We start from the raw sequence: 13116 nt of genomic DNA, 5'->3' as shown, positions 1-13116 counted from the left end.
GCTACGCTGGTTTGCGACGCGCTGCGCATGGCGCTGTTTGCTCGCAATCGGCCTCGGGGAGTGATCGTGCATACTGACCGTGGTAGCCAATACTGCTCGCGCGAGCACCGCGCCCTGTTGGAGCAATACGCTTTGATCGCCAGCATGAGTGCCAGAGGCAACTGCTACGACAACGCAGCAATGGAGAGTTGGAACCACAGTCTGAAGGTCGAGGCCATCCATGGTGAACACCTCGCCACACGGGAGCAGGCCAAGGCTCATGTGTTTGACTACAATCGGATCCGGCTGCACTCGACCCTGGGCTACCTCAGCCCAGAGCAGTACGAGCTGGCCAACGTCGCTTAGATAGGTGTCCGTAAATCAGGGGCAAGATCAGTCAGCTTCTCGATGTAGACCGTCTTGACCTCGGCCACGCCGTCGCCGTCGGCATCGCGCAGCAGCGTGATGCGGTCGGCGCTCGGCGTCTTGGAGCCGGCATGCTTCATGACGGCGCCCTGCACCAGCTTTTTGGGCGTGGTCTTCTCCTTCTCCTGCGGCGTGGGTGCGTCGCTCTCGGCCACGAGCACATCGCCGTTCGGCAGCACGTAGATCCAGCGCGGATGCCGCAGCCCCTGCGCGAAAGCCCTGACCGCCAGGCCCTCGGCCGCGCGCGGCGTCCGGCCCGCGGGCCAGCCCCGGGCCGGGGCCACGTGCAGCGTCGGCACCAGCGACTTCTCGGGCTGAGGCAGCCGCGGGTTCGGACCGTAGAGCGCCGGGTCGTCGAGCGACGCGGCCGGCTCGGCCTGGGCGAGGGGCAGGTGGAGCACCGTGGTCGCGGCAAGGGCGATGGCGCCGAGCGCGGTGGCGGTGCGGCGGAAGGAGGCGGTGGCGGGCATGGGAAGGTCTCCGGCAGAAACGATGGCGCCGAATGTAGGACGCGCGGCGCGTCGCGCGTGTAGGCCAGTGGCGCATCGCGGAGCGCGGCCCCGGCATGTCCTCAGCGCCGGTGGTCGAACCGCCGCGCCAGCCACTCGCCGGCGAACTGGATCGCCGACACCAGCGCGACCAGGATCACGATGACCTCGAACACCACGCGCGTCTCGTAGCGCTCGTAGCCGTAGCGGATCGCCAGGTCGCCGAGCCCGCCTGCGCCGACGGCGCCGGCCATGGCCGAGGCGTTGACCATCGCGATCACGCTGACCGTCATGCCGCCGATGATGCCCGGCAGGGCCTCGGGCAGCAGCACGTGGCGCACGATCTGCCGGCGCCTGCAGCCCATGGCGCGCGCGGCCTCGACCAGGCCCGGGTCCACGCCGCCCAGGCTCACCTGGGCGATGCGCGCATAAAACGGGATCAGGTTGGCCGACAGCGGCACGATCGCGGCCCAGGTGCCGAGCGTGGTGCCGACGATGGCACGCGTGACCGGCAGCAGCGCCACCAGCAGGATGATGAACGGGATCGCACGGAACATGTTCACCACGATCGACAGCCCGCGGTTGAGCCTGGGCCGTGGATACAGGCTGCCCGGCGCGGTCACGGTCAGCACGATGGCGATCAGCAGACCGCTGGCGATGGCGATCACCGAGGCGACCGACACCATGAACAGCGTCTGCAGCAGCGCTTCGACGTAGCGGTCAATCGCTGGCAGCGACATAGCCGAGTATCTCGATATGGTCGGCCGCGAGCGTCGCCCGCAGCCCGTCGGTGGAAAGGGGGAGCTGCGCGGCCGGCAGGCCCAGCAGCAGCCGGCCCTGCGCATGGCCGCGGATGCGGTCGAGCCCGCCGTGCAGCAGCGTGGCGCCGGGGCCCAGCTGCGCCAGCGTGACCAGCGCCAGGCCCTGCTGCGGCCGGGCGCCGCCGGCGAAGCCGACGCTGAGTACGGCCTGCGCGGCGCGGCCGTCGGCGGGCGGTGCCGGCTGCAATGCTGCAGCCAGGTCCGGCGGCAGGTCGTGCTGCAGCGGGCGCAGCAGCGCGCGCGTGGCCTCGGCCTGCGGCGCGCCGAACACGCGCCAGACCTCGCCGATCTCCTGCAGGCGCCCGCCGTCGAGCACCAGCACCCGGTCGCACACCTCGCGGATCACCGCCATGTCGTGCGTGATGAGCACGATGGTGAGTCCGAGCGTGCGGTTGATGTCGGCCAGCAGCGCGAGGATGGACTGGGTGGTCTCCGGGTCGAGCGCCGAGGTGGCTTCGTCGCACAGCAGCACCTGCGGCTCGTGCACCAGGGCCCGGGCGATGCCCACGCGCTGCTTCTGCCCGCCCGAGAGCTGGGCCGGATAGGCCTCGGCCTTGTCGGCCAGGCCGACCAGCTCCAGCAGCTCGCCCACCCGCTCGCGGATGCGCGCGGGCCGCACGCCGGCCACCTTCAGCGGCAGGCCGACGTTGTCGCGCACCGTCTTGGCCGACAGCAGGTTGAAGTGCTGGAAGATCATGCCGATGCGCCGGCGCAGCACGACGAGCGCATCCTCGCCGAGCGTGGCCACGTCGGTGCCGTCGACGGTGACACGGCCTCCGGTGGGCAACTCCAGCGCGTTGATGGTGCGCAGCAGCGTGGACTTGCCGGCGCCGCTGCGGCCGATGATGCCGAAGACCTCGCCGCGCGCGACGGCGAAGCTCACGCCGTGCAGCGCATGCACCGGCGCGCCACCGCCGTGGCCGGGGTACTGCTTGGCGACCTGGTCGAAAAAGATCCAGGACGCCGGGGGGACCGTGGACGCCATCAAAACGCCGGGATCAGCGTGCCCTCGTACTTCGTCTCGATGAAGCGGCGGATGCGCTCGTTCTGGAACGACTCGACCAGCGGCCGGACCCACGGTGCGTCCTTGTCGCGCTCGCGCACCGCGATGATGTTGACGTAGGGGTTGTTCTCCTTCTTTTCGATCGCGATGCCGTCGCGCGTGGCCAGCAGGCCGGCCTGGTAGGCGAAGGTGTTGATGACGGCTGCGGCGTCCAGGTCCTGCACCGCGCGGGCCAGCACGGCCGAGGCGCTTGCCACCAGCTGCAGCCGGCGCGGGTTGGCCTTGACGTCGGCCAGCCCGGCCGTCTGCGTGTACGGATCGAAGCCGTCGCGCAGCGCGATGAGGCCGTGGTCGCGCAGGATCACGAGCGCGCGGGTCTGGTTGCTCGGGTCGTTGGGAATGCCGACGCGCGCGCCGGCCGGCAGGGCTTCGAGCGACTTGTAGGTCTTCGAATAGAAGGCGATCGGCGCGATCAGCGTGTTGCCGACCGACACGATTTTGTAGCCGCGCTGCTGGATCTGGTCGCGCAGGAACGGGACGTGCTGGAAGGCGTTGGCCTCAAGGTCGCCGTTGTTGAGCGCCTCGTTCGGGCTGACCTGCCCGCCGAGCACGACAAGTTGCAAGTCGAGCCCGCGGCCTTTGGCGATCTGGGCGACCTCGGCCCAGAGTTCCTCGCCGATGCCGCCGCGGATGCCCACGCGGATCTTCTGTGCGGCCCGTGCCGGCAGAGCGCCGGCGAGCGCAGCGGCAGCAGCGATCGCACCGAGCGCGGCGCGGCGGCTGTTGAGTGTGTCGCGCGCCGCCATCAGAACGCCGGCACCACCGAGCCCTGGTACTTCGAGAGGATGAACCTGCGCACTTCCTCCGACTGGTACGAAGCCACCAGCGGCCTGACCCAGGGCGCGGCCTGGTCCTGCTCGCGCACCGCGATGATGTTGACGTAGGGGTTGTTCTCCTTCTTCTCCACCGCGAGGCCGTCGCGCGTGGCGATCAGGCCGGCCTGGTAGGCGAAGGTGTTGACGATGGCCGAGGCATCGACATCATCGAGCGAGCGTGCCAGCACGACCGAGGCGGCCTCGATCAGCTGCACCTTCTTCTGGTAGCCGGTGATGTCGGCCAGCGTGGCCGTGCCGGTGAAGGGGTCGAAGCCGTCGCGCAGCGTGAGCACGCCCTGGTCGCGCAGGATGACGAGCGCGCGGGTCTGGTTGCTGGGGTCGTTCGGTATGCCGAGCTTGGCGTTGGCCGGCAGGTCGGCCCAGCGCTTGTACTTCTTCGAATAGAAGGCGATCGGCGAGATGTAGGTATGGCCCACGTCGGCCAGCCTGTAGCCGCGCTGGCGGATCTGGTCGCGCAGGAACGGGATGTGCTGGAACGAGTTGGCTTCCAGGTCGCCGTTGTTGAGTGCCTCGTTGGGGCTGGCGCTGCCGGTGATGACGATGGGCTTGACGTTCAGGCCGTTGCGCCTGGCGACCGGGAGGACCACCTCCCAGATCTCCTCGTCCACGCCGCCGCGCACGCCCACGCGCAGGGTCTGGGGCGCAGCGCCGGACTGGGCCAGCACCTCGGTGGCGGGCAGTCCGGAGGCCGCGGCCAGCGCAAGGCCGAAAGAGCGGAGAAGGTCGCGTTTGTGCATGTCGTCATCCCTGTCTGGTTGGAGCGACGCCAGTGTAGGAAGGGCCGGCGCACCGCCCAATGAACCTTTTTGCGCTAGCAAATGCGGGCGGCGACTAGCCGCCGTGTGCCGTGTAGGACAGCGGGCGCGCGGCGGCCACGGCACAATGCCGCTGGCCGCTGGCCGCTGGCCGCTGGCCGCTGGCCGCTGGCCGCCGGTCGCATCGGGCCGGCAGTCACATCAGGGGTATGGGCTTGAAGCAGGCAAGATGCAACGGAAAGCCACGTTAACACCCGCCAGTATCCAATCTCGACATCCACCGAGGAGCCATCGCCGCATGTCCGCCACCGACACTCCCATCGCTGCCGAGCCCGAAGTCATCGCCGAAGTGCGGGGGCGCGCCGGCTTTCTCACGCTGAACCGGCCCAAGGCGCTCAATGCGCTGTCGCTGGGCATGGTGCGCGCGCTCACCGGATGGCTGCTGGCCTGGCGCGACGACCCGCAGGTGCTGGCCGTGGCGGTGCGCGGGGCCGGCCGGGACGGGCCGTTCGGCGCTTTCTGCGCCGGCGGCGACATCCGCTTCCTGCACCGCGCCGGCAGCCAGGGCGACCCGGCGCTGGAGGATTTCTTCACCGAGGAATACGCGCTCGACCACCTGATCCACGTCTATCCCAAGCCCTACGTCGCCTTCATGGACGGCATCGTGATGGGCGGCGGCATGGGCATCGGCCAGGGCGCATCGCGGCGCATCGTGACCGAGCGCACGAAGATGGCCATGCCTGAGACGGCCATCGGCCTGTTCCCGGACGTGGGTGGCGGCTACTTCTTGAGCCGCACGCCGGGCCGGGTGGGCGAATGGCTGGCGCTGACCGGCGAGACCATCGGCGGCGCCGACGCGCTGGCCTACGGGCTGGCCGATGCGGTGGTGCCCTCGGCCGATCTGCCGGTGCTGTGGGACGGCCTGGGCGCGCAGGACTTCGCCGGCGCCGCCGCGGTGGAAGGCTGGCTCGCGCAGCACGGTGACACGGCCGCAGGGCAGGGCAGCGCGCCGCGCGAGCGGATCGACCGCTTCTTCGCGCTGGAGAGCGTGCCGGCCACCGTCGCCGCGCTGGAGCGGCCGGACGCTGGCGACTGGGCCCATGCCACGGCCGCCGTGCTGCGCAAGCGCTCGCCGCTGATGCTGCACGTGGTGCTGGAGCAGATCCGCCGCGCCCGGGCGCTGGATCTGGCCGGCGACCTGCGCATGGAGCGCGGTCTGGTGCGCCACTGCTTCTTCCTGCGGCCGGGGCAGAGCGAGACGATCGAGGGCATCCGCGCGCTGGTGGTCGACAAGGACCACAGCCCGCGCTGGAACCCAGCGCGCATCGAGGATGTGCCAGCCGAGGCGGTGGCTGCGTTCTTCGCCAGCCCCTGGCCGGCACATGCACATCCGCTGCGCTGGCTGGCCGGCGGCTGACCGATACTCCCAGCTCAGCAGCGCCACAGTGGACGGATTGAAACCGCTGCGGCAGTATACCCATCGCTTGTGCTCAGCGGTGGTACACCTTCATGGCGCGCTCGACCTCGCGCTTGCCATCGCGCTCGCGGATGGTGTCGCGCTTGTCGTGCTCGGCCTTGCCCTTGGCCAGCGCGAATTCGCACTTCACCAGGCTGCCCTTCCAGTGCAGATTGAGCGGCACGAGTGTGTAGCCTTTCTGCTCGACTTTGCCGATCAGGCGGCGGATCTCGTCCTTCTTCAGCAGCAGTTTCTTGGTGCGCACCGCGTCGGGGTTGACGTGGGTGGAGGCGGTCTTGAGCGGGTTGATCTGGCAGCCGACGATGAACAATTCGCCGTCGCGCACGATCACATAACCGTCGGTCAGCTGCACCTTGCCATCGCGCAGGGCCTTGACCTCCCAGCCGTGCAGCACCATGCCGGCCTCGAAGCGCTCCTCGAAGAAGTAGTTGTAGGCCGCCTTCTTGTTGTCGGCGATGCGCGCAGGGGTCTCGGTCTTTTTCTTGGTAGACATGGGAGGGCAGATGGGGCCGCCGCGGCAGGATGGAAGGGCTCCCTACAATGGAGGAGCGCGGCGCCCATAGCCTTCCATTCTATGAAATGAAAACAGTCAACAAGTCCGCCCTCATCTGGTATGCACCCGAGGAGATGTTCGCGCTGGTCACCGACGTGGCCCGCTACCCCGAGTTCCTGCCCTGGTGCGACCGGGCCGCCGTCCTCGAAACCGATGCCGAGGGCATGACGGCGGAGGTCGGCATCTCGTTCGCGGGCCTCAAGAAGAGCTTCACCACGCGCAACACCCACGTGCCGGGCCGCCGCGTGACGCTCACGCTGGTCAAGGGGCCTTTTTCGAACCTCGAAGGCGAATGGCGCTTCCTGCCCGTGGGTGACGGCAGCGAGCGGGCCTGCAAGGTCGAGTTGGACCTGCGCTACGGCTTCGACAGCCTAGCGCTGTCCACCTTGGTGGGCCCGGCGTTCGACCGCATCGCCTCCACGCTGGTCGAGGCCTTCGTCAAGCGGGCCGAGCAGGTCTATAGCAGCTGAGCACGGTGCCGGCGCGCAGGCGCTGCAGGTCACAGTGGTCTGGTCGCCGGTGCCGCGCACGGTGCAGGAGCGGCTGGTCGCGCTGCCGTCCGGCGCCACCGTGGCCGATGCCCTCCGCGCCAGCGGCCTGCAGGCGCAGTCGGAGGCCGCGGACGCCGCGGCGAGCATCTGGGGCCGCGCGGCCGCGACGGGCCAGCCGCTGCGCGATGGCGACCGCATCGAGCTGTGCCGGCCGCTGCGAGTGGATCCGAAGGTCGCGCGGCGCCAGCGCTTTCGTGCGCAAGGCTCCCGCGCGCCGGGGCTGTGCGCGCACCGCGACGGCCCTCCCAGGCCGGCCGCAGCCGAAGACTGACTGGCCGCTGCATGGCGGGCCGGCCGGCCGCCCAGGGGCGCAGCCGTGGCCGGCTTCGGTCAGCAGGCGCGCTTGCCCGCACCGTGTCGAGGATGGCCTCTCCCAGCTCGGCGATCCGCCTGGGCAGCGCGGGCGACAACCGGACGTTCCACGGGGCCCGACCTGGTGGGTGGCACGGCCGTACCGGCCGAGGGCCGCCTGCCCGTCTTCGCTGCCGGCCGCAATCCCTGCGGCCCCACCGAGCCATGCCGCTTTCTTCACCGCAGCACAGGAGAGGACGTGCAATACAACCGAAGGGGCCCGTTGGGTGGACGGGCACATCTTCGCGGCCCGGATGCCGTATGCAGGCGACTCCGCATGGCCATTCCGACAGCCGCCGCGTGCCGGGATGGCGGCTATTGCAGAGCGGCAGGCGCCTTGCCGCAGTCGCTGGCGATCACCTCCTGCGCACGCCGTGCCTCGGCGCCGCGCGCCTGGTCGTCCAGAATGATCCGCTCGCCCTGCGCATTGAGCTGCGCAATGCGGATGCCGGAATCGACAGTGGCCTTGGCCTGGCGCGCGCGCTCGCAGTTCTCGGCGCGGGCGCGGGCGATGCGCTCTTCCTCGGCCTTCTTTTTCGCAGCCTCGGCCTCGTCGGCCTGGCGCTTCTTCTCTTCGAGTTCCTTGTCCTTGCCGCTGGGCTTGGGCAGGGCAGAGGCGGCGCTGGCGGCCGGCGCAGCCGCCGCGGTAGGAGCGCGCTGGTGGGGCTGGCGCAGCACGTTCTGCTGCGGCACGTCGGGCGGCGGCGGCCGGTCGCTGAACACCTTGCGGCCGTCCTTGTCGATCCACTGCCACTGGGCCAGCGCGAGCGGAGCCGCGAGGGTCGCTGCAGTGGCGACGAGCAGGAGTCGGGAGGTGCGCATCCGCGCAGTCTAACCCGCTGCAGGCCACGCGGGTACAATCCTTTTTTTGGAGCTTTCACATGCGCCTACTTGGAAAAGCGCTCACCTTCGACGACGTGTTGCTGGTGCCAGCGTACTCCCAGGTCCTGCCCAAGGACACGTCCCTAGCGACCCGCTTCTCGCGCAACATCACCCTGAACCTGCCGCTCGTGTCCGCCGCGATGGACACGGTCACCGAGGCCCGTCTGGCCATCGCGATCGCGCAGGAGGGCGGTATCGGCATCGTCCACAAGAACCTCACGGCGCAGGAGCAGGCCGCCCAGGTGGCCAAGGTCAAGCGCTACGAGTCCGGCGTGCTGCGCGACCCGGTCGTCATCACGCCCGACCACACCGTGCTGCAGGTGACGCAGCTGTCCGAGGAACTCGGCATCTCGGGATTCCCGGTGGTCGATGGCGGCCGGGTGGTTGGCATCGTGACCAGCCGCGACCTGCGCTTCGAGACGCGCTACGACGTCAAGGTCTCCGAGATCATGACGCCGCGCGAGCGCCTGATCACCGTGCGCGACGGCGCCACGCTGCAGGAGGCCAAGGCGCTGCTGAACAAGCACCGCCTGGAGCGCCTGCTGGTCATCAACGGCAACGACGAGCTGAAGGGCCTCATCACCGTCAAGGACATCACCAAGCAGACCACCTTCCCCAATGCCGCACGCGATGCCTCGGGCCGCCTGCGCGTGGGCGCGGCCGTCGGCGTGGGCGCCGGCACCGAGGAGCGCGTGGAGGCGCTGGTCAAGGTCGGCGTCGACGCCATCGTGGTCGACACGGCCCACGGCCACAGCAAGGGCGTGATCGACCGCGTGCGCTGGGTCAAGCAGAACTATCCCAAGGTCGATGTGATCGGCGGCAACATCGCCACCGGCGCGGCTGCCCTGGCGCTGGCCGAGGCGGGTGCCGACGGCGTCAAGGTCGGCATCGGCCCCGGCTCCATCTGCACCACCCGCATCGTCGCCGGCGTGGGCGTGCCGCAGATCATGGCCGTCGACAGCGTGGCCACCGCGCTCAAGGGTACGGGCGTGCCGCTGATCGCCGACGGCGGCATCCGCTATTCGGGCGACATCGCCAAGGCCATCGCAGCGGGCGCATCGACCGTCATGATGGGCGGCGTGTTCGCCGGCACGGAGGAGGCGCCGGGCGAGGTCATCCTGTACCAGGGCCGCAGCTACAAGAGCTACCGCGGCATGGGCTCTATCGGCGCCATGCAGCAGGGCAGCGCCGACCGCTACTTCCAGGAGTCGACCACCGGCAACCCGAACGCCGACAAGCTGGTTCCCGAAGGCATCGAAGGCCGCGTGCCCTACAAGGGCTCGATGGTCTCCATCGTCTTCCAGATGGCCGGCGGCCTGCGTGCGACCATGGGCTACTGCGGCTGCGCGACCATCCAGGAGATGAACGACAAGGCCGAGTTCGTCGAGATCACGGCTGCCGGCATCCGCGAGAGCCATGTGCACGACGTGCATATCACCAAGGAAGCGCCGAACTACCGCGCCGAGTAATCCCTCGCTGCGAATCCACACGGGCCCGAAGTCGCTGCAGGCGGTCTTCGGGCCTCGCCATTTTTCACCGTCCATCGCCCGCGCCATGCCCCACCAGAAAATCCTCATCCTCGACTTCGGCTCCCAGGTCACCCAGCTCATCGCGCGCCGGGTGCGCGAGGCCCACGTGTTCTGCGAGGTGCATCCCTGCGACGTGAGCAGCGACTGGGTGCGTGAGTACGCCGCCGATGGCAACCTCAAGGGCGTGATCCTCTCGGGCAGCCACGCGAGCGTGTACGAGGACACGACGGACAAGGCGCCGCAGGCGGTGTTCGCACTCGGCGTGCCGGTGCTCGGTATCTGCTACGGCATGCAGACCATGGCCCAGCAGCTCGGCGGCAAGGTCGAAGGCGGCCACCAGCGCGAGTTCGGCTATGCCGAGGTGCGTGCGCACGGGCACACCGCGCTGCTCAAGGACATCGCCGACTTCACCACGCCCGAGGGCCACGGCATGTTGCGCGTGTGGATGAGCCACGGCGACAAGGTCACCGCGCTGCCTCCGGGCTTCAAGCTCATGGCCAGCACGCCGAGCTGCCCGATCGCCGGCATGGCCGACGAGGAGCGTGGCTTCTATGCCGTGCAGTTCCATCCCGAAGTCACGCACACGGCGCAGGGCAGGGTGCTGCTCGACCGCTTCGTGCTCGACATCTGCCGCGCGCGGCCCGACTGGATCATGGATAACTACGTCGACGAGGCCGTCGCGGCGATCCGTGCGCAGGTTGGCGAGGAGGAGGTCATCCTCGGCCTCTCGGGCGGCGTCGATTCGAGCGTGGCCGCCGCGCTGATTCACCGCGCCATCGGTGACCAGCTCACCTGCGTGTTCGTCGACCACGGCCTGCTGCGCAAGGACGAGGGTAAGGCGGTGATGGAAATGTTCGCCGGCAAGCTGCATGCCCACGTGGTGCATGTGGACGCCAGCGCCCAGTTCCTCGGCCAGCTCGCCGGCGTGGCCGACCCCGAGGCCAAGCGCAAGATCATCGGCCGCGAGTTCGTCGAAGTCTTCAAGGCCGAGGCCGCCAAGCTCGTGGCCAGCGGCAACGGCCACAAGGGCGCGACCTTCCTGGCGCAGGGCACGATCTATCCCGATGTCATCGAATCGGGCGGCGCCAAGAGCAAGAAGGCTGTCACCATCAAGAGCCACCACAACGTCGGGGGACTGCCCGAGCAACTCGGTCTCAAGCTGCTGGAGCCGCTGCGCGAACTGTTCAAGGACGAGGTCCGCGAACTCGGCGTGGCGCTGGGTCTGCCGCACGACATGGTATATCGCCATCCGTTTCCCGGTCCAGGCCTGGGCGTGCGCATCCTGGGCGAGGTAAAGAAGGAATACGCGGATCTGTTGCGCGAAGCTGACGCTATCTTCATCGAGGAACTGCGCAATTTCACCGACCAAGCCACCGGCAAAACCTGGTACGACCTCACGAGCCAAGCGTTCACTGTGTTTCTACCAGTCAAGAGCGTGGGCGTGATGGGGGACGGCCGCACTTATGACTATGTGGTCGCGCTGCGAGCGGTGCACACCACCGACTTCATGACGGCCGACTGGGCTGAACTGCCCTATGCGCTGCTCAAGAAGGTGTCAGGTCGGATCATCAATGAGGTGCGGGGCATCAACCGTGTGACTTTTGATGTGAGTTCGAAGCCGCCGGCGACGATCGAGTGGGAATGATTCTGCGTCTGGCATCGGCTGGCACCGAGTAGCAAGAAAACACACCTAAGCCCGCGTCATTGCGGGCTTTTTTACGGTTTCGTTCGGCACCGCCTGGCAACATTTGGCATCGCCAAGCACCGTTTTTTCATGGCATGATGGATGGCATTGATTGCTTCTATGCCATGAGAAGTCGACGATACCATGCAGCCACCTTGAGGATGTTTATGGTATCGAAGTTGCGTAACGCGATGATTTAATTGCTGTTTTACGCCAGGATGGGCCGGTTTTTGGATCATGGTATTTTGGCTGAATCAGGGCGAGAACCATGTTGACCGATACCAAGCTGCGCAACCTCAAGCCGAAGGACAAGCTCTACAAGGTGAATGACCGTGACGGCCTCTATGTAGCCGTCACGGCTGCCGGAGCGATCTCGTTCCGCTACAACTACTCGATCCACGGTAGGCAGGAGACCATCACCTTCGGTCGCTACGGTGTCGGCGGCATCACCCTGGCGGAAGCCCGCGAGCGGTTGGGCGAGGCCAAGAAGATGGTCGCGGCCGGGAAGTCACCGGCCAAGGAAAAGGCGCGGGACAAGGCCCGCGTCAAGGACGCGGAGACGTTCGGGGCCTGGGCGGAAAAGTGGCTGCGCGGCTACCAGATGGCCGACTCCACCCGCGACATGCGCTGCTCGGTCTACGAGCGCGAGCTGAAGCCGAAGTTCGGCAATCAGAAGCTGGTGGAGATCACCCACGAAGACCTGCGCGCGCTGACCGATGCCATCGTCGAGCGCGGCGCGCCGGCGACGGCCGTGCATGTCCGCGAGGTGGTGCTCCAGGTCTTTCACTGGGCCATCGAGCGCGGCCAGAAGGTCGAGAACCCGGCCGAGCTGGTGCGCCCGACGACCATTGCCAAGTTCGAGCCGCGCGACCGTGCGCTGACGCCCGACGAGATCGGCCTGATGTACCAGTACATGGAGCGCATCGACACAGCGCCATCCATTCGGGCGGCGGCCAAGCTGCTGCTGTTAACGATGGTGCGCAAGAGCGAGCTGACCAACGCGACCTGGAGCGAGATCAATTTCAGCGACGCGCTTTGGACGATCCCGAAGGAGCGGAGGAAGCGGCGCAATCCGCACCTGGTGTTCCTGTGATCTTGCCCCCGTTTCACGGACACCCCTATAAGCGATTAACTATCGCAATAGGAGGTGGACGATGACCAAGAGCAAGGCAGGCAGAAAGGGGCAGGAGTTCAGCCTGGAGTTCAGGCAGCAGGCACTGTTGCGAGCGGCCACAGAAGGGGTAACCACGGTGGCTCGTGATCTGGGGTTGCAGCCTGCCCAGCTGTACAGTTGGCGCGCCCAGGCGCGGCGGCACGACCAGGACGATCAGGCACAACGCTTGGAGTTGGCTGAACATGCACGGCTCAAACGTGAAGTGGCGCGGCTGGAGGAGGAGAACGCTTTCCTAAAAAAAGCGGCGGCGTACTTTGATCTTGCCCCTGATTTACGGACACCTATCTAAGCGACATTGGCCAGCTCGTACTGCTCTGGGCTGAGGTAGCCCAGGGTCGAGTGCAGCCGGATCCGATTGTAGTCAACCTCAATGTAGTCAAACACATGAGCCTTGGCCTGCTCCCGTGTGGCGAGGTGTTCACCATGGATGGCCTCGACCTTCAGACTGTGGTTCCAACTCTCCATTGCTGCGTTGTCGTAGCAGTTGCCTCTGGCACTCATGCTGGCGATCAAAGCGTATTGCTCCAACAGGGCGCGGTGCTCGCGC

General features: G+C 67.7%; 15 protein-coding genes and 1 pseudogene. 8 read left to right on the top strand and 8 right to left on the bottom strand.

Features of this window, described 5'->3' with window-relative positions; all coding sequences use genetic code 11:
- Positions 1–345: DDE-type integrase/transposase/recombinase (locus tag GAK38_RS21780; RefSeq protein ID WP_325344222.1), on the top strand; the 345-nt coding region annotated here is incomplete at its 5' end.
- Here GAK38_RS21780 and GAK38_RS21775 read toward each other — a convergent pair.
- From GAK38_RS21775 to GAK38_RS21755, 5 genes are all read right to left on the bottom strand, one after another.
- On the bottom strand, positions 342–875 hold the full coding sequence (locus tag GAK38_RS21775) for a hypothetical protein (RefSeq protein ID WP_325347018.1): 534 nt from the start codon (positions 873–875) through the stop codon (positions 342–344). The two genes, GAK38_RS21780 and GAK38_RS21775, sit on opposite strands and share 4 nt — an antisense overlap.
- A gap of 101 nt (positions 876–976) precedes the next feature.
- The gene (locus GAK38_RS21770) at positions 977–1633 is read right to left on the bottom strand and encodes a methionine ABC transporter permease (protein WP_325347017.1); all 657 of its coding nucleotides are present in this window, start codon (positions 1631–1633) and stop codon (positions 977–979) included.
- Complete coding sequence (locus GAK38_RS21765) at positions 1614–2699, bottom strand: methionine ABC transporter ATP-binding protein (protein ID WP_325347016.1); 1086 nt, start codon at positions 2697–2699, stop codon at positions 1614–1616. Before GAK38_RS21765 ends, GAK38_RS21770 begins: the two co-directional genes overlap by 20 nt.
- On the bottom strand, positions 2699–3523 hold the full coding sequence (locus tag GAK38_RS21760; RefSeq protein ID WP_325347015.1) for a MetQ/NlpA family ABC transporter substrate-binding protein: 825 nt from the start codon (positions 3521–3523) through the stop codon (positions 2699–2701). The genes GAK38_RS21765 and GAK38_RS21760 overlap by 1 nt, the downstream gene beginning before the upstream one ends.
- Positions 3523–4350 (bottom strand): MetQ/NlpA family ABC transporter substrate-binding protein, encoded by an 828-nt coding sequence (locus tag GAK38_RS21755; RefSeq protein ID WP_325347014.1) that lies wholly within the window; start codon positions 4348–4350, stop codon positions 3523–3525. The genes GAK38_RS21760 and GAK38_RS21755 overlap by 1 nt, the downstream gene beginning before the upstream one ends.
- Before the next feature lie 316 nt (positions 4351–4666).
- Here GAK38_RS21755 and GAK38_RS21750 point away from each other — a divergent pair, with 316 nt between their 5' ends.
- Positions 4667–5785 carry an enoyl-CoA hydratase/isomerase family protein gene (locus tag GAK38_RS21750; protein ID WP_325347013.1) on the top strand — a complete coding sequence of 373 codons (1119 nt, stop codon included), beginning with the start codon at positions 4667–4669 and terminating at the stop codon, positions 5783–5785.
- A gap of 73 nt (positions 5786–5858) precedes the next feature.
- On the opposite strand, the gene smpB is transcribed toward GAK38_RS21750, so the two are convergent.
- Positions 5859–6338, bottom strand: a complete 480-nt coding sequence (smpB, locus tag GAK38_RS21745) for an SsrA-binding protein SmpB (protein ID WP_325347012.1) — start codon at positions 6336–6338, stop codon at positions 5859–5861.
- Positions 6339–6424: 86 nt separating this feature from the next.
- Here smpB and GAK38_RS21740 point away from each other — a divergent pair, with 86 nt between their 5' ends.
- Positions 6425–6868, top strand: coding sequence for a type II toxin-antitoxin system RatA family toxin (locus GAK38_RS21740; RefSeq protein ID WP_325347011.1), 444 nt, complete (start codon positions 6425–6427; stop codon positions 6866–6868).
- A 34-nt stretch (positions 6869–6902) separates the two neighbouring features.
- Positions 6903–7220, top strand: coding sequence for an RnfH family protein (locus GAK38_RS21735; protein WP_325347010.1), 318 nt, complete (start codon positions 6903–6905; stop codon positions 7218–7220).
- Between the two features lie 395 nt (positions 7221–7615).
- On the opposite strand, the gene GAK38_RS21730 is transcribed toward GAK38_RS21735, so the two are convergent.
- Positions 7616–8122: a DUF4124 domain-containing protein gene (locus tag GAK38_RS21730; protein WP_325347009.1), complete on the bottom strand. Its 507-nt coding sequence runs from the start codon at positions 8120–8122 to the stop codon at positions 7616–7618.
- Between the two features lie 59 nt (positions 8123–8181).
- On the opposite strand from GAK38_RS21730, the gene guaB reads away from it, so the two are divergent.
- From guaB to GAK38_RS21710, 4 genes and pseudogenes are all read left to right on the top strand, one after another.
- Entirely contained in the window at positions 8182–9651 is a 1470-nt protein-coding gene (gene guaB, locus GAK38_RS21725; RefSeq protein WP_325347008.1) for an IMP dehydrogenase, read from the top strand.
- A gap of 85 nt (positions 9652–9736) precedes the next feature.
- Complete coding sequence (guaA, locus tag GAK38_RS21720; protein WP_325347007.1) at positions 9737–11356, top strand: glutamine-hydrolyzing GMP synthase; 1620 nt, start codon at positions 9737–9739, stop codon at positions 11354–11356.
- Between the two features lie 307 nt (positions 11357–11663).
- Positions 11664–12485: pseudogene (locus GAK38_RS21715) on the top strand (tyrosine-type recombinase/integrase); the annotation flags it as partial.
- A gap of 64 nt (positions 12486–12549) precedes the next feature.
- Positions 12550–12858 (top strand): transposase, encoded by a 309-nt coding sequence (locus GAK38_RS21710; RefSeq protein ID WP_325347006.1) that lies wholly within the window; start codon positions 12550–12552, stop codon positions 12856–12858.
- Here the strand turns inward: GAK38_RS21710 and GAK38_RS21705 are convergent.
- Positions 12855–13116, bottom strand: a 262-nt coding sequence (locus GAK38_RS21705; protein ID WP_291774508.1) for an IS3 family transposase, incomplete at its 5' end; no start/stop codon positions are given. The two genes, GAK38_RS21710 and GAK38_RS21705, sit on opposite strands and share 4 nt — an antisense overlap.

The organism is Xylophilus sp. (assembly GCA_009914555.1).
GTDB lineage: Bacteria > Pseudomonadota > Gammaproteobacteria > Burkholderiales > Burkholderiaceae_C > WNDY01.
This window is presented reverse-complemented; position numbering and strand designations above follow the sequence as displayed.